The following is an 18,893-nucleotide window of genomic DNA, read 5'->3' as shown; positions in this document are numbered from 1 at the left end:
GCACCAATTAAAGCATCAATATACTAAAAAATTCTCTTTGAAAAGTAAAAAATCTATTATAGCCGCCGGAATCAACACTTTACGTTTGGAATCACAAGCGGTACTGGGCTTAATTGATCATATGAATGATGATTTTGCGAAGATTGTGGAGCTTATTATCGCCGGAAGCGGCCGCGTGATTATCACTGGAATTGGCAAAAGCGCCATTATTGCGCAGAAAATTGCTGCAACTTTTAATTCTACGGGCACACCGAGTTTCTTTATGCATGCCTCCGATGCCGTGCATGGCGACCTGGGAATGGTCCAGCAAAACGACATTATTATCTGCATTTCAAAGAGCGGAAATACCCCTGAGATCAAGGTCCTCCTTCCCCTGCTCAAACAATCTGGTAATGTCCTGATCGGAATGGTAGGCCAGCTGGAATCCGAACTCGGACGGCAGGCCGACCTGATCCTGAATACCACGGTGGATATGGAAGCCTGCCCCAATAACCTTGCCCCTACTACCAGCACGACAGCACAACTGGCCATGGGTGATGCCCTTGCCGTCAGCTTACTTTATACACGTGATTTCAATGCACAGGACTTTGCCCGTTACCATCCTGGTGGTTCACTCGGTAAAAAACTTTACCTGAAAGTGTCTGAAATTGCAGAAAAAAATTTAAAACCATCCATTGCATCAGATTCATCCGTAAAAGACGTTATAATTGCAATTAGTAAAAACCGTTTAGGCGCCGTAGTTGTTACTCAAGGTGATCTGATATTGGGAATAATTACTGATGGTGATATCAGGAGGATGCTGGAAAAGCACCCTGTTTTAACCGGTATCACAGCTAAAGATATTATGAATCAAACACCCAAGACTGTAGACAAAGAAGTGCTGGCCTCCTCGGCTTTTGAAGTGATCAAAAAATTCAACATTACACAGTTACTGGTGACAGATGCCAATAAATATTATGGCATTGTCCATTTACACGACCTCCTTCAGGAAGGTTTAATTTAATTTATTTCAAATTCTAAGATGAATAAAGACAATTATGCATTAATTATGGCTGGTGGCGTTGGTAGCCGCTTTTGGCCGGTAAGCAGAGTAGAACATCCCAAACAATTCATTGACTTCTTTGGCGTTGGACGGACATTGATACAAAGCACGTATGACCGCTTTCTGAAAATATGTCCCCCGGAGAATATTTTTATTGTCACGAATGAGATCTATGCTGACCTGATCACAGAGCAATTACCTGATTTAGACCCCAACCAGATTCTTGCGGAACCGATTATGCGCAATACCGCACCCTGTATTGCTTATGGTTCCATGAAAATAGCGGAAATTAATCCCAATGCGAACATTGTGGTGGCTCCGTCAGACCATACGATCTCTAACATGGACGGTTTTATTGCTGCTATAACACAATCGCTTGAGGCTGCAGCAGAGAACGACTGCCTGATTACCCTGGGAATTAAGCCAAGCAGGCCTGATACCGGTTATGGGTATATCCAGTATATGGAAAAAACCCTGCCTGCCGATGACCAGATCCACAAAGTGAAAATATTTACCGAGAAGCCAAATCTTGAACTGGCAAAGTCATTTGTACAGAGCGGCGACTTCCTCTGGAATGCAGGAATCTTTATCTGGTCGGCCAGGGCTATCAATGATGCTTTCAGCAAATACCTGCCCGATATGTATGATATTTTTCACCTGGGCGTTTCTGCCTACAATACCACAGATGAGAAAGGGTTCATCAGCAATGCCTATCTGCAGTGTACCAATATATCGATCGATTTTGCCATCATGGAAAAAGCGGACAATGTATATGTGCTGCCGACCGACTTTGGCTGGTCAGATTTAGGTACCTGGGCGTCTATCTATGATATGGCTGATAAGGATTACGTGGGTAATGCAGTGATCCCATCGGAACAGGTCATGATGTTCAACTCCTCCAATTGTATGGTGAATGTCCCTGAGGACAAACTGGTTATCCTTCAGGGCCTGCACGATTACATCGTGGTGGAATCCAATAACACCCTGCTGATCTGTCCGAGGACAGAAGAACAGAGTGTAAAACAGATTGTTGCAGATGTAAAATCTAATTTCGGCACCCGGTTTATCTAGGGTTGCCGTTCAGCTTATGATATTGTACGTTGCCTGATGGCTTCGTACAATATTACTCCGGTAGAAACCGATACATTTAAGGAACCTATTTCCCCGAACATCGGGATTTTCGCCAAATAGTTGGCCATCCGCATGATTTCATTGGAAATCCCTTCATCCTCCGCTCCCATAACAATCGCTGTCGGAGCAGTATAATCCGGGGCATAAATCAGGTCATTCGTTTTTTCAGTACAGGCTACAATCTGCAATCCACATTCCTGCAGGTATAAAGCCGTTTTGTGTAAATTCTGGTGACGGCAAACCGGAATGCTAAACAGAGCACCCGCAGAAGTCTTTATGGCATCCGCATTTATCTGTGCAGAATTTTTAGCTGGAACAACGATTGCATGTACACCGGTACAGGCTGCTGTCCGTGCAATGGCTCCCATATTCCTTACATCTGTGATCCCATCAAGAATCAATATGAGCGGTGTTTCACCTTTCTCATAGATCGCAGGAATAATATCCTCGATTTTCTGGAAGGTAATGGCCGAAATTACGGCAATTACACCCTGGTGGTTTTTGAGGGTCATCCTGTTTAATTTTTCCACAGGAACATTATGAACAGGGATATCGGTTTCCCTGAGTAAACCTTTCAGTTCAGGAATAATCTCCCCTGTTAATCCTCTTTGTATATATATACTTTCAATATCTTTACCCGCTTTGATCGCTTCTATGACCGCACGAATACCGAATACAAACTCATTATTTTCTTTAGGCCTGGACGATCTTCTAAAATTTTCCATTGTTTTAATTAGCCTGCAAAAATAGGCGAAATTATGAGAATATGGACTGTAGTTTGTTATTTTTGCGTTTTACTACATAAAATGCTGAAAACAACCTTACTATTGCTGCTGCTGTCTGCCTGTCTATCTACAGTTTCAGGCCAGCCAAAAGAACACCGTGACAGCCTAATCAGAGCCGCCCGCAATGAGGCTAAAAACTTCAGGCTGGACGATATCATATGGAAAAAGTACCGCCGTCAGCCGCCTTACACTTCCGATTACTTCAAACCCCGGGAAAATAATGTCAAAAACACGACGCTGCTCAGCGATTCGGTATTCGTAATGGCCTATCGCAAGGCGGCTTTTAAAAGAAACAGGCACCGGCGTACCGCAGGACATTATGTGTTGGTAGGCTTGGGTACAGCCGCGGGTTTATTTGTAGCAGGGTTGGTCGCTATAGTAATTATGGTTGGGCCAACGATGAATTAAGCGGGGATCTAAAGATCCCCGAATCACTGCCGAATGTTTATAAAGAAATCTTCATCAGAGTGTTTTTTTCTTTATTTTTGTAGACTATGAATATGGATAACGGCACACAGGGGCAGGATAAACAGAATTACACCTCATCAAGAAAAAACAGGTTAAATACAACGATGGTGCAGGGTGGAAAAATCCCCCCGCAGGCAATTGACCTTGAAGAAGCAGTGCTGGGTGCACTGATGCTGGAAAAGGATGCCTTATCTACAGTTATCGACATCCTAAAACCGGATGTCTTTTATGCAGAAGCACACAAGAAAATATTTGAGGCGATCGCCCTCCTCTTCCAGAAATCAAAACCGGTGGATATTCTAACAGTAACCTCTGAGCTGAGGACACTGGGTACACTTGAAATGGTTGGCGGAGCTTATTACGTGACCAACTTGACCAACCGGGTAGCCTCAGCAGCAAATATTGAATACCATGCACGTATCATTTCCCAGAAATATATACAGCGCGAACTGATCAGGATCTCTTCAGAGATTATTCAGAATGCCTATGAAGATACCACAGATATCTTCGACTTGCTGGATACCGCAGAAAAAGGGTTATTTGATATTGCCCAGAATAACCTGCGCAGAGATACCCAGAAGATGGACGAGATCATCAAGCAGTCGCTCGCCACACTGGAGGAACTCAGGACAAAATCTGACGGACTGACCGGTGTACCTTCCGGGTTCACCGCATTAGACAGGATTACCGGCGGATGGCAGCCATCCGATCTGGTGATCATCGCTGCAAGGCCCGCCATGGGTAAAACGGCTTTTGTACTGACCTGTGCGAGAAATGCTTCGGTAGAATTTAAAAAACCAACAGTAGTGTTCTCTCTGGAGATGTCTTCCGTACAGCTGGTCAATCGTCTGATTTCCGGAGAAACGGAAATTGAACAGGAGAAAATCAGGAAAGGGAATTTAGCCGAATGGGAATGGCAGCAGCTCCACAGTAAGATCAGTACGCTTACAGAAGCGCCCTTGCTGATTGATGATACCCCGGCACTGAATATTTTTGAGTTCCGCGCAAAATGCAGGAGGCTCAAATCACAATACGATATCCAGATGGTCATCATCGATTACCTCCAACTCATGCATGGTAAGGGAGAAGGACAAAGTGGCGGCGGTAACCGTGAACAGGAGATCGGTAGTATATCCAGGGCACTGAAGTCGGTGGCCAAAGAACTGAATGTACCTGTACTGGCACTCTCCCAGTTGAGCCGTGCGGTAGAAAACAGACCGGGAGTAAATGGTAAACGGCCATTGCTGTCCGATTTGAGGGAGTCTGGTTCCATTGAGCAGGATGCGGATATGGTATTGTTCCTTTACCGTCCGGAGTATTACGGAATTACAGAGGATGAAAACGGACGTTCACAGGCCGGTGTTGGTGAGGTGATTATCGCCAAACACAGGAATGGTGAAACCGGTATTGTGCCCTTGCGCTTTATTGGTAAATATGTGAAGTTTGCCGACCTTGAAGAAGATTTTATGCCACCGAACAGTTTCTCTATGGACAGTCCGAGTGCCGGAATGATGCCTTCGGCTGACTTCGACAGGCCATCAGGAAATGTGATCATCAAGCCCTCCCGTATGGATGATATGCAGGATGATGATGCTCCTTTTTAATTAGAAACAGAAATTAAATAAAAAATACAGGCTGAGTCCTCAGCTACAAAGCCCCCGGAATTAAAAATTCGGGGGCTTTGTGATGTATAAATATCGCTTTGCCATAGTGGCATGTCCAGATGTACTTTCACTAAATAAAATAACCCAGTAAAATTCCGGCAAGCACAATAAAGGGTGGACTAATCCTGGTGAAATTCAGGATAAGGAAAGTACCAATGATGAGTGAGACAGACAAAAAATCAAGTCCCACAGGTTTCAGCAGCAGGAAAAATGCAGCAATGATAAAACCGATACTCACGGCATTGATGCCCGACAGCGAATGTTTGATGCGTGTAATTTTTTTCAGGTCATCCCAGAAAGGAACAATAAAAAGAACCAGGATCAGTCCCGGAAGATTAATCCCCAGCACGCCGACAATCCCACCTACAATCTGCCCCCCAAGGCCATGGCCAAAGTTTTTCATGCTTAATGTGCCCAGGTAACTGGTAAAAGAGAATGTAGGCCCTGGAATAGCCTGTTGCAGGGCAAACCCGGAAAGGAACTCCTGCGAACTGAGGTAATGTTTCATCTGGACAAATTCAGTAAACATCAGCGGGACCAGTACCTGTCCCCCTCCAAAAATAAAAATACCGTTCCTGTAAAAGTTCTCAAAAAGCCTGATGGGCAGACTGAAGGGCGAAGTCCTGTTGATAATGGCTCCCAATAAGGCCAGCACCATCAATACCCCCAGATAATAGATCAGCTTGTTGCGGTTGATATTGGAGAAGAGCTTCACCCTGATTTCACTTTCCTCGCCGGGAGTTTCCAGGGAGGAGGAGATCATCCCGCCAATCAGTATAGCCATCGGAAAAACATAGGCATTTCTGAGGACCAGGGTAGCGACGACTGCAGAAACCGCCAGGAATACGGACACCTGGGTAATCAGCACCTTCCTTGCGAGATTAAAGGCACCAAAGGCTACAATTCCCAGGGCAATAGGCTGGATATATTTTAAGATCACGCCAAACTGTGCCTTCTGGTCCAGTCCGGCAAAACTGATCGCGGCAAAAGTCATCACCGCAGCAGAGGGAACAATCCAGATCAGGAAAGTCAGGATCGCAAGTTTCAATCCCCCGACCTTATACCCAATCCCCACCAGGGTCTGCGTTGAGGCCGGACCGGGAAGAACCTGTGCCAGGGCATTCAGTTCCAGTAAATCTTCTTCGGAAATATAATGGTTATTCTTAACGAAATACTTCAGCAGCAGGGAAATGTGTGCCTGTGCACCGCCAAATGCGGTTAAAGTAAAAAGAAAAACATCCTTAATGAATAATAGCTGTCTTTTTGCCATTTACCATGCGCTTAATCGTCCTCATAATCCGTTCCGGCAGCTATATGATAGGCACCCTGAAGTTCAGAAAATGCATGCCTGTCGCCTTTTTCACGTGCCCGCTGCATCCCTGTCTGGTAAATCGCAATCGCTTTCTCCGCCTGTTGTTCTTTTTCATACAACTTCCCCAGGTGATAATACGTACCTATATAGGAAGGATGTTCTTCTACCAACTTCAGGTAGTAATAAAAAGCCTCTTTCGTATCATTTAATGAGTTATATTCAGTAGCTAAAGCATATAAAATAAATGGATCATTCGGTTGAGTTGCTAAAAAATTTAATAACTTGGTTAATCGGGTACTTTGCATTTTAAATCCCTGCTTTTTTAATTAGATTTGCAAAAAGACAATTATTATGAAAATATTAGTTTGTATCAGTAATGTGCCCGACACAACGACAAAAATAACTTTTACTAATGATAATACACAATTCAATACGTCAGGAGTTCAATTTATAGTTAACCCGTATGACGAGATTGCCTTATCAAAAGCGATTGAGTTATGCGAAGGTGGTAAGGGTACCATAACCGTAGTGAATGTTGGCGAAAGCACGACAGACCCTACGATACGTAAAGCATTGGCTATTGGTGCTGATGATGCGGTGAGAATCAATGCAGCACCACGTGATGCCTATTTCACTGCCTACCAGATCGCTGAATATGCAAAAACAACAGATTTCGACATCATCCTATGTGGCCGCGAGTCGATTGATTATAATGGCGCACAGGTACCGGCAATGATTGCAGAGTTCCTGGACATCCCTTCGGTTTCTATCATTAAGAATTTAAGTTATGATGGCAGCACTGCCACGATAGAGCGTGAAATTGAAGGTGGAAAAGAAGTCATCTCCATCACCGGTAAATTCATTGCCAGTTGCTCTGAAGGTACTGCTGAAGCCAAAATACCGAACATGAGAGGGATCATGTCCGCAAGAACCAAACCCTTGCAGGTCGTTGAAGCAACTGCACTGGAAGAGGTAGCAAAGATCATTTCTTTTGAAACCCCTGCCCCACGCGGTACCGTGAAACTGGTACCAGCGGAAGAAACAGAAAAATTAATCAGCTTGTTGCACGAAGAGGCTAAAGTTATCTAAGCCCTCTTCAACTTATAATTATTTAAATTTAAGAAAAGAGATTATGTCAGTTTTAGTATATGTAGAACAAGTTGAAGGCAAGTTTAAGAAATCTGTATTTGAAGCAGTTTCTTATGCTAAAGCCATAGCAGATCAACTGAGTACCACACTTTCCGCTATTTCAATAGGAAGTGTTGAAGAGGCTGAGTTGAATGCATTGGGTAAATATGGTGCTTCAGCTGTTCTCAGTGTCACTGCCGCAGAATTAAAAAACTTTGTCAACCAGGCTTACGCTTCAGTAATTGCTGAAGCAGCGGAGAAAGAAAATGCATCGGTAGTGGTTTTATCCAACTCCTTCTCAGGAAAAGGGCTTGCACCACGTGTAGCCGTGAAATTAAAAGCAGGTTTAGCAGACGGTGCAATTGAATTGCCTGACCTGCAGGGTGGAACTTTTAGGGTGAAAAAAACTGCTTTTTCCGGAAAAGCTTTTGCCGTAACTGAACTGACTTCAGCCATTAAGGTAATCGCCTTAAACCCGAATGCTTTTGGACTAAAAGAAAACCCGGTTGAACTGAGCATCAGCAGCTTCAGTCCTGCCTTAAAGGCAACCGACCTGACTGCCATTGTGAAAGAAATTGTAAGGGCAACCGATAAAGTATCCCTTCCGGATGCAGAGGTAGTTGTTTCTGCAGGAAGGGGATTAAAAGGACCTGAAAACTGGGGAATGATTGAAGAGCTGGCAGGTTTGCTGGGTGCGGCGACAGCTTGTTCCAAACCGGTATCGGATGCAGACTGGAGACCACATGCAGAGCATGTTGGCCAAACCGGTATTACCATCAGCCCAAATTTATATATTGCTATAGGAATCTCTGGTGCGATACAGCACCTGGCGGGCGTAAGCTCATCCAAAGTGATCGTTGTGATCAATAAAGACCCGGAAGCACCTTTCTTCAAGGTGGCCGATTATGGTATCGTTGGTGATGCCTTCGAGGTTGTTCCCCAATTAATAGAAGCATTAAAAGCACACAAGGCTTAAATATAATATCTGGCAGAGAGAAAACCTCTTTGCCAGATATTCTTTCATATGAAAAAAGTAAAACTAGATATTGTTGGTCTATCCTATAGCCAAACCCAATCAGGTGCGTATGCCCTGGTTCTTGGAGAAGTAAACGGCAGAAGACGTTTGCCTATCATCATTGGTGCATTTGAAGCTCAGGCCATTGCCATCGAGATTGAGAAGATGACACCCAGCAGGCCTTTAACACACGACCTGTTCAAGACATTTGCCCAAACCTATAAAATTGAAATCAAGGAGATCCTGATTTATAACCTGGTAGACGGTGTATTTTTCGCCAAATTAATCTGCACCAATGGCGAGCAGACAGAAGAAATCGATGCCAGGACCTCTGACGCGATTGCACTTGCAGTACGTTTCAATGCTGCAATTTATACTTATGAATTTATTTTATCCTCTGCAGGCATTGTGATCGAAGGAAATGATCTTTTATTTCTGCAGAATATGGACAATATGAGTAAAGAAGAAGGCCAGGAAGACATAGGAACCTCAATTCCTGCCTCCAATTACGGTTCTTTAAGCTTAGAAGAGTTAAATCACAAATTACAAGAGGCTATTGCAGAAGAAGCCTATGAAAAAGCTGCAAGAATAAGGGATGAACTGAACAAAAGAAATTCATCTCAATAACCTTTTATTAATTTATTATTACACATCTTTAGATTTTTCTATTCTAAACCTTTATCGGAGTACTTTTATGGAGCGTTTTCACGGAATTTTGGGCATCATTTTTATTTTGGGCCTCGCTTATCTATTTTCAAATAACAAGAAAAGGATCAATTACCGACTCGTCCTGAGTGGTCTTACGCTTCAATTCATCATTGCCATTTTAATCTTACGCGTTAGCCCTGTGCAACACTTTTTTGAAGCCCTGGGTAAGGGCATGCAGAAAATCGAGGAATTTGCTAAAAAGGGGGTCGATTTTGTTTATGGGGGTGTAGCAGTCATTGGCTACGACGGACAACCCAAATCTTATGCTGCACCAGACAGTTTTGTTTTCGCCTTTAATGTCACGGCAACCATTATCCTGGTATGTGTATTGGTCGCCATATTTTATCATTTTGGAATCATGCAGCGTATTGTTGCTGTAATTGCCAAGGGAATGAACTTTATCATGCGTGTGAGTGGTGCTGAGGCACTGAGTAACGTAGCCAGTGCTTTTGTAGGCCAGGTAGAGGCACAGGTCATGATTAAACCTTATCTAAAAGGGATGACCAAAAGTGAGTTGCTGGCTTCCATGAGTGGAAGTTTAGCCTGTATTGCAGGGGGTATCCTCATTGTATATGCCAATATGGGTGCCCAGGCAGGGATGAACCTGGCTCCTAAACTGATTATGGCCAGTTTAATGGCTGCTCCCGGTGCATTGATCATTTCCAAGATCGTATTTCCTGAGACCGAAGTTTCCCAGACCATGGGAAAAGTGAAACTGGAAGTAAAAAGCGAGTATACCAATCTTATCGATGCCATTTCCCATGGTGCCGGTGAAGGTTTTAAGATCGCGATGAACGTGATTGCCATGCTGATCGGCTTTATTGCACTGATTGCCCTGCTGGATTACACATTAGTCAACATCGGCCACCTGTTTAACCCGAACTTCAATTTGTCGCTCGACTGGATCTTCGGCAAGATATTCTATCCGTTTGCATGGGCTATGGGTGTCCCTGAAGCCGATGTGAGCAATGCGGCTACCCTTCTGGGCCAGAAGCTGACGGTAAATGAATTTTTAGCTTTTAAAAATCTAACCACCAAAGCCGTTCCGATCGTGACAGAAAAAGGTGTACTGATCATCAGTATTGCGATCTGTGGTTTTGCGAATTTCAGCAGTGTAGGCATGCAGATTGGTGGAATCGGTGAGCTTGCTCCCGAAAGAAGGGCAGATCTTGCCAAATTAGGGTTAAAAGCCCTAATGTGCGGAACATTGGCCTCTTACCTTTCCGCTTCCATTGCCGGTATATTAATGTAAAAGAAAGCACATCCTTGAATACCATTCAGGATGGATATACTTTAAACAAGAAAGCCGGAGAAATTAATTTCTCCGGCTTTCTTGTTTAAGCTTGTTTTTTATAATGAGCTGAGGCAATAATTAACGTTGCTCAATTTCAACAAATTCCCTGTTGGTATGGCCAACATATACCTGGCGCGGACGGCCGATAGGCTCTTTGTTGGTATGCATTTCTTTCCATTGTGCAATCCATCCTGGTAAACGGCCCAGGGCAAACAATACGGTGAACATATCTGTAGGGAAACCTAAAGCCCTGTAAATAATACCTGAGTAAAAATCTACGTTAGGATATAACTTACGTTCCACAAAGTATGGATCGCTTAAAGCAGCTTCTTCCAGTTTTTTAGCGATTTCCAATACTGGGTCATTGATGCCTAATTTATCCAGGATATCATCACAGGCTTTCTTGATGATCTTGGCACGCGGGTCAAAGTTTTTGTACACCCTGTGTCCAAAGCCCATCATACGGAAAGGATCATTTTTATCTTTTGCTTTATTGATCCATTTTTCTGTATCACCACCATCTTCTTTGATAGTTTCCAGCATTTCAATCACGGCCTGGTTTGCTCCACCATGCAGTGGGCCCCATAAAGCATCAATACCTGCTGAAACAGATGCAAATAAATTACAATCTGAAGAACCTACCATTCGTACTGTTGATGCAGAACAGTTCTGTTCGTGATCAGCGTGCAGGATCAGCAGGGTATTCATCGCTTTAACCACAACCGGATCAATTTCAACTTCCTCAGTCCTTTGTCCGAATGTCATATGCAGGTAGTTGCTGACATAATCAAATTTGTTCTTCGGATAGATCAGCGGATGGCCCAGGCCTTTCTTGTAAATAAAAGATACAATAGTCGGAAGTTTAGCCAGTAATTTAATGATCGTATGATCCATTGCTTCCGGAGAAGAATTTGCATTGATAGATTCCGGATAGAACGAGGACAAGGAACAGACCAGGGAAGCCAGCTGTGCCATAGGATGTGCTCGTGAAGGATATCCGTCAAGGAACTTTTTCATATCCTCATGGATCAGCGTTTGTTTCGTTATTTTGGATTGAAAAGTAACAATCTGTTCTTCTGTAGGTAAATCTCCGTAAATAAGCAAATACGCAACCTCAAGAAAGTTTGATTTTTCGGCAAGTTGCTCTATAGGATATCCCCTGTATTTCAGGATTCCTTTTTCCCCGTCTAAAAACGTAATCGCACTCTTGGTAGATCCGGTGTTTTTATAGCCCAAATCCAAAGTAATGTGACCTGTTAATTCTCTCAATTTCGAAATATCAATTGACTTTTCTCCTTCTGTTCCAGTTATAATGGGAAACTCATATACTTTACCATCAATCTTAATTTCTGCAATATCTGACATATATCTTCTAATTTATAAATAACAAAAATAACTATTCTATTCTTAATCGCCCCACAACAAAGATAACAATGCTGTTAAACTATTGTTAAGTGGCTGGTTATATCCATCCAGGGATTATTTCACTGCGGCTGTCTGAATTTCTTCCAGCACATTTCCGCATTCCATCATCTCATCGCCGTAATAGGGATTACGGATCTTCGCTTCTGAAGACAGCCAGTCGCCCCCATCGCCATTATTGGCCATTGGGCAATGCTGAACATAGATCTTTCCTGCTTTCAGGTCGGCATGCTTGAATAAGGCAATCACGTCCGAACTAAGCGCCGTAAAATCCTTCCGTTGTGATTTCAGGTCATCTGTCCCTGCAATTTTTTCTGCAATCAATGCGGTATTCTCACAGCCTTCATGGCTATTGAGACTTTTGACCAATGCTGCTGCAGCCGTTTTCGACGCTGCGGGGTTGGAATTCACCAGCGCATTTTTTAAGCTGATGTATCCATTATAGATATTTTCAATTTCCGGATCGGCCAATTCAACCGGAGTGGTTGCTGCCGCTGTTTTTGTAGAGGTCGTGTCCGTCTCTGCAGATTGCTGCTGCTGCGAATTTGTGCAGGCAATGAAGGTGGACAAAACCGCTATGCCAATATATTTCTTCATGTATTTGGTTTTGTGGTCAAAATACTATTTTAATTTTAAATAAATAAAAAAGCCCCCGACAAATCGGAGGCTTTTGTGATTATATCACAATAATATTATAATTTGAAGCCATATGCAATACGTAAGGCAACCTGGCCCGATTCATTGCCAAGGAAGTCAACACCCTTACCGGCATTCTCATACTTAACGCCCAGGTCAAGGCCATTGCTCCAGGAGTATCCTAAAGTAGGTGCATAAAGGAAAGTGGTTTTTGCATGGTCAGAAACACCAATTGCAGCACCCACCTCACCCATTGCATATAATCCGGAACCGCTTGGGTTAATGAAATACTTTAAACCTGTTTTTACCGGGATATATCCGTAATCAGGAAGTTCTCCGCTACCTGGATAACCGATATTGTCATCCTTAGCAAAGAAATGGTTATACCCTGTGGCAATCGGTACCGATAACTGTTTGGTAACGTCAAATTGCACACGCAGGTCTACCCCTGCAGCAAAACTATAAAGATCGCTTGTGGGTATCCCAAGGTTAGCTCCTATACCTACTTTTTGTGCACTTGCATTTGTTGTAAAGAATATTGCTACGGCAGCTACTGCTGAAGCAAGAAATTTTGTAGACTTTTTCATTTGTATTTATTTTATCAATTGTTCAGATCCTTCAGGGCCATTCAACCTATCCGAATGTTACATCTTAATGTTACCCACCCAGGATCAATCTATGAATTGATTGGTCATTTACAAATTGTATGCCATTACCAGCTTTACTATGATATAATTTATCAAAACAATTGCTAAAACACCTTCACAACAAGTATCGTAACAATTAACAAACACCTTATTCTATTAACTTAAACACAATTGAGGTGATTTAGGTAATCTGCGATATACGATTTAATCACAGGCAATTATAGCTGGTATGAGGGCAAATAACCAGGAAATAGTTTGAGGATATCTTTTTGATGATTTTCCGGATCTTCCCCAACCTCTAGCCAATGAATTTTAATGCCATCTTTCTCCATTTTTCTGAAAAAGGTCATCTGCCTTTTGGAAAACTGGCAAATGGCGATGTACAGTTTTTCCTTTAATTCCTGTAAAGTATGCTCTTTATGGAGGTAAGCGGTAATGAATTTATACTCCAGACCGTAAAAAGTAAGCATTTCAGCGGCAATCCCCTGGGTCAGCAAGGCTTCTACCTCTTCAATCAATCCCTGGTCAAAGCGCTCAATTAGGCGCTGAAGAATACGCTCCCTTCTGGAAGGCACATCGCTGCGCAGACCTATCACCAGTGGGGTAATTGGGGCTCTTTTCGTTTCCACAAAGGTATGCCTGCTTAAATAGTCTGCAATCTCAATGGCCCTGACAATCCTTTTGGCAGAAGACAGGTCAGCATGTGAAGTATTGGAAGTGGGATATTTAGCAAGAATCCTTCTCAGCGCAAGGATATCCTTGCCTGGGAGACCTGCCCTCAGTTCCATATTTACCGGTATAGCAGTAAATGGCTGGTGCTGTAATATACTATGGATATACATTCCGGTCCCGCCACACAATACCGGCAACTTATGCATTGCGGTAAGCTGCTCAAAAACCTCGTAAAAACCGTCCTTAAACTCATTTACATTGTAATTGTCGCCCGCCTCCCTGATATTGATCAGGTGATGGGGAACAGTCCGCTCCTCCAAACGGTATTCCTGCAGGTCCTTCCCTGTACCGATATCCATCCCTTTAAACACCTGCCGGCTATCGGCACTGATAATTTCTGTATTCAGGTGGTCGGCCATACGAACCGCCAATTTTGTCTTTCCCGAAGCCGTAGGCCCCAGGATAACCAGGAGAGGATGTGTATCCATTTATAAATATAAAATGTATTTGATATTCCCGGAGTTATATACCGGGGTATAATGTATAGTTTTAAGATAGATTAACCTGCTATCTTCTTCAATAACAGATAATTTATCCCTGACGACAACAGGCAATCGATGTGGAAGAAAGCGCCGGAGTGAAGGGCTGTGCAGGAGAATGTGCATTGGCGGAGTCCTTGCCACCGCTGTAAAGCCCAGCCGGGTATAACCATTGCCATCCGACCAGTCCATATCGGCATAACTCATGATATCATTGGGTGCGGCCGTCTTGATGAAATGCCGGATCAGTTTACTCAGCCCGCCTGTTACCGTAAACCCATTCACTGTTGCAAAACGAATCAGCTCTGCCGAGGTATATCCTGGGGTATGGTGCATCGGCCTCTTGGCGCTGAATCCTGCAACAGCCACCAGGCGCTGATCCAGTTCAAGTCCGTACCTAAATTTGCAGCCTGCAGTGCCCTGCAAATGGTACTGCTTAAAAAAGGAATTTGCGGTCTCCTGGCGGACTTCCACAATTTTTGTCTTGCGCCCATGAACGGTCTTGTTTAGTCCGAGTACGGAAGAGAGCCTGCCCAATACCTGTTCAGGCCTGCTCAGCCAGACATCCTCCCAAAGGTGGATGACCTGTACCCCTCTTTTCTTTCCCTCCTCCTGTATCTCTATTAACTCTTCAGGAAGAACTACCTGACTGACTGATATCAAATGGATCAGCAGTTTTTCATTTTCATTCAGCCTGACCAGTTCGACCGACTGAAAGGACACTACAGTGCTGTTTATTCCCTGATGTTTCAGACTGCCGAAAAAATCTTCTTTCCAGCGGGAGTTTTCTAGATCCACTCGTTTTCTTTAAATACTTTATATCCGGCAGCCACCTTCCCTTCAATCTGGTTCAGGTACACCTCATCCAGTTCCTTAATCAACAGGGGGGATTCATGCTGCGGAAGGAAATCCGGCAAAATATCGAGTTCCACATGGCCAGATTGAATCTCCAGGCTGCAAAAAAATACTTCGGTATATTTTTCCCCGTCAATCAGGGCATTTTTATCCGACCAGAGATCATACACAGCGTCACTGTTTGTTTTATTGCTAAAGCCAAGCGTTGCATAAGGCTGCAGGACAGCTCTGATGGTTTGAAATATTTCTATAGGATCCGTTTTCATAAAATGAGTTTTTTTAAGGATAACAAATGTAGCGTCATTTTGTGTCGAACGCGTATTAATACCAGAAATTAAAATCGGCCGATTTGAACAAATAGCCGGTATCTGATGAATCGGATACCGGCTATTTTTAAATGATAAAAGCAGTTTTAAATGACCACATCAATACTGGTTGGCCAACCAGGTATTATTTTAGTCTTTAAATGTATTCTGGGGCGGCTCTGGCTTAGCCTCCTCTTCCTTGGCCGAAAATGCAATAGAAGCAATCACGGAAAGTACCAGTACCCCGCCGACTACCGACAGCGACAAGGGAGAAGAGATATGGTAAACCGGTGAAATCACCATTTTCACTCCGATAAAAGTCAGGATAATCGCCAGTCCGTATTTCAGGTAACTGAACATATGGATAAAGTTCGCCAGCAAGAAATACAAAGCCCTTAAACCCAGGATCGCAAATATATTGGAGGTATACAGTATCATTGGGTCATCCGGAGCAATGGCAAAAATCGCAGGGATCGAATCTACCGCAAAAAGTAAATCGGTGAACTCAATCACCCCTACCACAACCAAAAGTGGCGTAGCCAGCTTAATACCATTCTCTACCGTGAAAAATTTATCTCCATCAAAGTCCTTGCTGACCTTGAAAAACTTATACACCAGCCTTGCCCCTGCACTTTTCGTGAAATCTTTGTTCTCGTCATCATCATCACTGCCCAGGCCCGATTTAATTCCGGCATAGATGAGAAAAATCCCGAAAGCCAGCAAAACAACATTGATCCTGATCGCATGTCCGAACATTTCCATTTCCGGCAGGTAGGTCAGGTTAATCAGTCCTACACCGGAAAAGATGAAGATGGCCCTGAACACCAAAGCACCTATAATGCCCCAGAAAAGCACTTTATGGTGCAACTCTTTGGGCACATTGAAGAAGCCGAACACCAGGATAAAGACAAACAGGTTGTCCACCGACAAGGCTTTTTCAATCCAATAGGCCGATTGGAACTGGGTAAACTTCTCAAAACCGGCAAAGTAATAAATAACCGCACTGAAGCCCATGGAGAGCGAAATCCACACCACCGACCAGATGGCGGCTTCCTTGGTCGACACAGCGTGTGTCTTCCGGTTAAAAACGCCGAGGTCCAGCAGTAACATCACGGTAACCAATACGGCAAAGCTCGCTATCAGTCCCGGGTGATTCATCATATTATCCATAATAACAACATTTTAAAAATTTATTTACATCAGGTCTGTATTCAACATTGCCTTTAAGATATTGGCCTGCACATCAAAATTGTTCAGGTGGTTAAGGAAATTGAGGTCAGATATTTTGGTATAATTATCTTCCAGCAAACTGATGATCTCTGCAGGAATATATGTTTTTACGCTTGCGGCATTGCTTTCCAGCTTATCATTCTGATACGACAACTCCTGTATGAGTCGTCCTTTTTCTGATACATTCGTTGAGATCCCAATGCCCGCGAGATCGTCAGCATTGCAAAACAGGAACAGGTTCCGGCTGGGAAAAAACAGGAAATGCTGCTCGGTTTCAACGAATTTATAGATTTCAATAATCAGCATTCCGGATTTCAGTCCATAGACAAACTCCGTCTTAAAGTCAAGTTTACAGAGCAGGCCCATCAGCTTTTTTTCGATGACCCCATACGTACTGATATACACTTCTGACTCCTCATAATTAATAAGTTCCGCCAGGTTATCTGCAGTAATGGTATAATAAAAATCTTTCGCATAACGGGCGCTCAGGCGGGTAATGTTCTTGACAAAAGGAAAGTCTGTGGAGTGGCCGGACAGTTCTTCAAATAAGTTCCTGAGGGAGATATTGACTTTCAGTGACTGACTTTTCTTCCCTTCAAGGAAATTCTTCTCATTGAGCACGGTATCATTCAGTTTGGCGATAACCTCTTTATTCAACTGAATTTCATCATAGATCAGCGTCACATTTTTCTCATTGTTCTTCTTGATCTTTCTCAGCAATTCAATCACACTAGAAGTAAACTGCAGGTGGAAAAGCTCGAGTTTATCGATAGACAACTCCGTATTATTCTCAAAGAGCTGGTGGATCACCTTGCTCCTCAGGTAAATTTTAAGCACAACTTCTTCCTGGAAAAACACAGAAAGAAGTTGTAATCTGTTGATTATCCTGTTTGACTCTGCTAAAACACCCGCAATATGTTCATCCATTGTTTAACTTAATTCACCCGCGTCACGTTTTTCTTCAACTCCGACTCCAGGGTTTTTAATTCACCGTCCAATACTCTCCTGCTTTTCTCTCCTTCTTCATGAATTTTCTTCACTTCTGTCAGGGTTTCAATCAGCGACTGGGTCGTTTTTTTCAGGGTATCAATGGAGACCACTGTTTTTTCATTTTCTTTCGCTACATCAATACTGTTCTGTTTCAGCATATCCGCATTTTTCTGCAGAATGGTATTTGTGGTATCAGAGATTTTTTTCTGCATCTCCACATTCGCCTTCTGCCTTTGCAGGGCAACAGCGAGGGTCAGCTGATTTTTCCATACCGGAATAGTGGTAGAAATAATCGACTGTGCTTTTTCCGCAATGGAAGTATTGTTATTCTGTACCACACGGATTTGAGCGAGCGACTGCAGCATGATGAAACGGACGATCTTCATATCTGCCAGCCTTTTATCCAGGCGGCTGATAAAATCGCGCAGATCGGCAATCTCATAATCCTCATAATCTGCAGGACGGCCTTCCATCTCGGCCAGTTTAACACTAAGCTCCTCAAATTTCAGCTGACCGGAAATAATGAGTTCCTCCATCTGTTTGATGTAGCCCACATTATTATCGAACATGGTCTGCAAAGAACTGTTATCCTTTATAGAGTTCAGACGGCCTGCCTTTACCTTATTGGTAATTTTGTCGATGTTATTGACCACCACATCATATTTCTGGAACAGCTTTTTCACATCGACCACCAAATTCTTAAGGAAAGGAATCTTTGAGATAAAAGAGGTAAAACCGCTCTGGTTCAACTCATCCACATCAATATAATTCAGCTCCGTAAGCAATTCATTGATCAATCCCCCAACCTCACCACTGTTATAGGTACGCACAGAAGTCAGGAAGTCATTGCTGTACTTTTCCATTGAATTCTGTGCTTCCACCCCATAATTCAGGATAGAATTCACATCAGCAGGGTCGAGCGACTTACTCATTTCTGTATATTTCAGTTTCTCTGCCGCAGAGATCACCGATAGATCGACATTCCCTTCCTTATCCAGTTTAACCGGCGTTAGGGCATTACTTTCAGCGTTAGTTTCCATAAATTACAGG

General features: G+C 43.3%; 20 protein-coding genes. 8 read left to right on the top strand and 12 right to left on the bottom strand.

Going from position 1 to position 18,893, the window contains the following annotated elements; all coding sequences use genetic code 11:
• The first annotated feature begins 37 nt into the window (after positions 1-37).
• A complete protein-coding gene (locus ACSBL2_RS13105; protein ID WP_442592151.1) occupies positions 38-1,003 on the top strand; it encodes a KpsF/GutQ family sugar-phosphate isomerase in 966 nt (321 codons plus the stop codon).
• An 18-nt stretch (positions 1,004-1,021) separates the two neighbouring features.
• Positions 1,022-2,113, top strand: a complete 1,092-nt coding sequence (locus ACSBL2_RS13100; RefSeq protein ID WP_442592150.1) for a mannose-1-phosphate guanylyltransferase — start codon at positions 1,022-1,024, stop codon at positions 2,111-2,113.
• A gap of 14 nt (positions 2,114-2,127) precedes the next feature.
• Here ACSBL2_RS13100 and rlmB read toward each other — a convergent pair whose 3' ends face one another.
• Complete coding sequence (gene rlmB, locus ACSBL2_RS13095; protein ID WP_442592149.1) at positions 2,128-2,898, bottom strand: 23S rRNA (guanosine(2251)-2'-O)-methyltransferase RlmB; 771 nt, start codon at positions 2,896-2,898, stop codon at positions 2,128-2,130.
• A gap of 81 nt (positions 2,899-2,979) precedes the next feature.
• Here rlmB and ACSBL2_RS13090 point away from each other — a divergent pair, with 81 nt between their 5' ends.
• The gene (locus ACSBL2_RS13090) at positions 2,980-3,366 is read left to right on the top strand and encodes a hypothetical protein (protein ID WP_442592148.1); all 387 of its coding nucleotides are present in this window, start codon (positions 2,980-2,982) and stop codon (positions 3,364-3,366) included.
• 92 nt (positions 3,367-3,458) lie between these two features.
• Complete coding sequence (gene dnaB / locus ACSBL2_RS13085) at positions 3,459-5,030, top strand: replicative DNA helicase (protein WP_442592236.1); 1,572 nt, start codon at positions 3,459-3,461, stop codon at positions 5,028-5,030.
• A gap of 130 nt (positions 5,031-5,160) precedes the next feature.
• Here dnaB and chrA read toward each other — a convergent pair whose 3' ends face one another.
• Positions 5,161-6,360, bottom strand: a complete 1,200-nt coding sequence (gene chrA, locus ACSBL2_RS13080) for a chromate efflux transporter (RefSeq protein ID WP_442592147.1) — start codon at positions 6,358-6,360, stop codon at positions 5,161-5,163.
• Positions 6,361-6,371: 11 nt separating this feature from the next.
• Positions 6,372-6,707 carry a tetratricopeptide repeat protein gene (locus ACSBL2_RS13075; RefSeq protein WP_442592146.1) on the bottom strand — a complete coding sequence of 112 codons (336 nt, stop codon included), beginning with the start codon at positions 6,705-6,707 and terminating at the stop codon, positions 6,372-6,374.
• 46 nt (positions 6,708-6,753) lie between these two features.
• Here ACSBL2_RS13075 and ACSBL2_RS13070 point away from each other — a divergent pair, with 46 nt between their 5' ends.
• The 4 genes from ACSBL2_RS13070 to ACSBL2_RS13055 all read left to right on the top strand — a co-directional run bounded on the left by ACSBL2_RS13070 (position 6,754) and on the right by ACSBL2_RS13055 (position 10,505).
• Positions 6,754-7,491, top strand: a complete 738-nt coding sequence (locus tag ACSBL2_RS13070; protein ID WP_442592145.1) for an electron transfer flavoprotein subunit beta/FixA family protein — start codon at positions 6,754-6,756, stop codon at positions 7,489-7,491.
• A 43-nt stretch (positions 7,492-7,534) separates the two neighbouring features.
• Complete coding sequence (locus tag ACSBL2_RS13065; protein ID WP_442592144.1) at positions 7,535-8,506, top strand: electron transfer flavoprotein subunit alpha/FixB family protein; 972 nt, start codon at positions 7,535-7,537, stop codon at positions 8,504-8,506.
• 48 nt (positions 8,507-8,554) lie between these two features.
• Positions 8,555-9,172, top strand: coding sequence for a bifunctional nuclease domain-containing protein (locus tag ACSBL2_RS13060; RefSeq protein ID WP_442592143.1), 618 nt, complete (start codon positions 8,555-8,557; stop codon positions 9,170-9,172).
• A gap of 67 nt (positions 9,173-9,239) precedes the next feature.
• Positions 9,240-10,505: a NupC/NupG family nucleoside CNT transporter gene (locus tag ACSBL2_RS13055; RefSeq protein ID WP_442592142.1), complete on the top strand. Its 1,266-nt coding sequence runs from the start codon at positions 9,240-9,242 to the stop codon at positions 10,503-10,505.
• 120 nt (positions 10,506-10,625) lie between these two features.
• On the opposite strand, the gene ACSBL2_RS13050 is transcribed toward ACSBL2_RS13055, so the two are convergent.
• The 9 genes from ACSBL2_RS13050 to ACSBL2_RS13010 form a co-directional block, all read right to left on the bottom strand.
• Positions 10,626-11,912: a citrate synthase gene (locus ACSBL2_RS13050; RefSeq protein ID WP_442592141.1), complete on the bottom strand. Its 1,287-nt coding sequence runs from the start codon at positions 11,910-11,912 to the stop codon at positions 10,626-10,628.
• Positions 11,913-12,026: 114 nt separating this feature from the next.
• Positions 12,027-12,566, bottom strand: coding sequence for a DUF3347 domain-containing protein (locus tag ACSBL2_RS13045; RefSeq protein WP_442592140.1), 540 nt, complete (start codon positions 12,564-12,566; stop codon positions 12,027-12,029).
• A 95-nt stretch (positions 12,567-12,661) separates the two neighbouring features.
• Entirely contained in the window at positions 12,662-13,192 is a 531-nt protein-coding gene (locus tag ACSBL2_RS13040; RefSeq protein WP_442592139.1) for a hypothetical protein, read from the bottom strand.
• Between the two features lie 278 nt (positions 13,193-13,470).
• Positions 13,471-14,412, bottom strand: a complete 942-nt coding sequence (gene miaA, locus ACSBL2_RS13035) for a tRNA (adenosine(37)-N6)-dimethylallyltransferase MiaA (protein WP_442592138.1) — start codon at positions 14,410-14,412, stop codon at positions 13,471-13,473.
• Positions 14,413-15,261 (bottom strand): hypothetical protein, encoded by an 849-nt coding sequence (locus ACSBL2_RS13030; RefSeq protein WP_442592137.1) that lies wholly within the window; start codon positions 15,259-15,261, stop codon positions 14,413-14,415.
• A complete protein-coding gene (locus ACSBL2_RS13025; protein WP_442592136.1) occupies positions 15,252-15,584 on the bottom strand; it encodes a hypothetical protein in 333 nt (110 codons plus the stop codon). Before ACSBL2_RS13025 ends, ACSBL2_RS13030 begins: the two co-directional genes overlap by 10 nt.
• A gap of 189 nt (positions 15,585-15,773) precedes the next feature.
• Positions 15,774-16,793 (bottom strand): TerC/Alx family metal homeostasis membrane protein, encoded by a 1,020-nt coding sequence (locus tag ACSBL2_RS13020; protein WP_442592135.1) that lies wholly within the window; start codon positions 16,791-16,793, stop codon positions 15,774-15,776.
• 24 nt (positions 16,794-16,817) lie between these two features.
• Positions 16,818-17,780 (bottom strand): hypothetical protein, encoded by a 963-nt coding sequence (locus tag ACSBL2_RS13015; RefSeq protein ID WP_442592134.1) that lies wholly within the window; start codon positions 17,778-17,780, stop codon positions 16,818-16,820.
• Between the two features lie 8 nt (positions 17,781-17,788).
• Positions 17,789-18,883 carry a toxic anion resistance protein gene (locus ACSBL2_RS13010; protein WP_442592133.1) on the bottom strand — a complete coding sequence of 365 codons (1,095 nt, stop codon included), beginning with the start codon at positions 18,881-18,883 and terminating at the stop codon, positions 17,789-17,791.
• Between the last annotated feature and the right edge of the window lie 10 nt (positions 18,884-18,893).

It is taken from the genome of Pedobacter sp. AW31-3R, assembly GCF_052180285.1.
Lineage (GTDB): Bacteria > Bacteroidota > Bacteroidia > Sphingobacteriales > Sphingobacteriaceae > Pedobacter.
This window is presented reverse-complemented; position numbering and strand designations above follow the sequence as displayed.

Coding starts and splice junctions, on each gene's coding strand:
- ACSBL2_RS13100 (WP_442592150.1), top strand. CDS start 1,022: ATGAATAAAGACAATTATGCATTAATTATGGCTGGTGGCGTTGGTAGC.
- rlmB (WP_442592149.1), bottom strand. CDS start 2,898: ATGGAAAATTTTAGAAGATCGTCCAGGCCTAAAGAAAATAATGAGTTT.
- ACSBL2_RS13090 (WP_442592148.1), top strand. CDS start 2,980: ATGCTGAAAACAACCTTACTATTGCTGCTGCTGTCTGCCTGTCTATCT.
- dnaB (WP_442592236.1), top strand. CDS start 3,459: ATGGATAACGGCACACAGGGGCAGGATAAACAGAATTACACCTCATCA.
- chrA (WP_442592147.1), bottom strand. CDS start 6,360: ATGGCAAAAAGACAGCTATTATTCATTAAGGATGTTTTTCTTTTTACT.
- ACSBL2_RS13075 (WP_442592146.1), bottom strand. CDS start 6,707: ATGCAAAGTACCCGATTAACCAAGTTATTAAATTTTTTAGCAACTCAA.
- ACSBL2_RS13070 (WP_442592145.1), top strand. CDS start 6,754: ATGAAAATATTAGTTTGTATCAGTAATGTGCCCGACACAACGACAAAA.
- ACSBL2_RS13065 (WP_442592144.1), top strand. CDS start 7,535: ATGTCAGTTTTAGTATATGTAGAACAAGTTGAAGGCAAGTTTAAGAAA.
- ACSBL2_RS13060 (WP_442592143.1), top strand. CDS start 8,555: ATGAAAAAAGTAAAACTAGATATTGTTGGTCTATCCTATAGCCAAACC.
- ACSBL2_RS13055 (WP_442592142.1), top strand. CDS start 9,240: ATGGAGCGTTTTCACGGAATTTTGGGCATCATTTTTATTTTGGGCCTC.
- ACSBL2_RS13050 (WP_442592141.1), bottom strand. CDS start 11,912: ATGTCAGATATTGCAGAAATTAAGATTGATGGTAAAGTATATGAGTTT.
- ACSBL2_RS13045 (WP_442592140.1), bottom strand. CDS start 12,566: ATGAAGAAATATATTGGCATAGCGGTTTTGTCCACCTTCATTGCCTGC.
- ACSBL2_RS13040 (WP_442592139.1), bottom strand. CDS start 13,192: ATGAAAAAGTCTACAAAATTTCTTGCTTCAGCAGTAGCTGCCGTAGCA.
- miaA (WP_442592138.1), bottom strand. CDS start 14,412: ATGGATACACATCCTCTCCTGGTTATCCTGGGGCCTACGGCTTCGGGA.
- ACSBL2_RS13025 (WP_442592136.1), bottom strand. CDS start 15,584: ATGAAAACGGATCCTATAGAAATATTTCAAACCATCAGAGCTGTCCTG.
- ACSBL2_RS13020 (WP_442592135.1), bottom strand. CDS start 16,793: ATGGATAATATGATGAATCACCCGGGACTGATAGCGAGCTTTGCCGTA.
- ACSBL2_RS13015 (WP_442592134.1), bottom strand. CDS start 17,780: ATGGATGAACATATTGCGGGTGTTTTAGCAGAGTCAAACAGGATAATC.
- ACSBL2_RS13010 (WP_442592133.1), bottom strand. CDS start 18,883: ATGGAAACTAACGCTGAAAGTAATGCCCTAACGCCGGTTAAACTGGAT.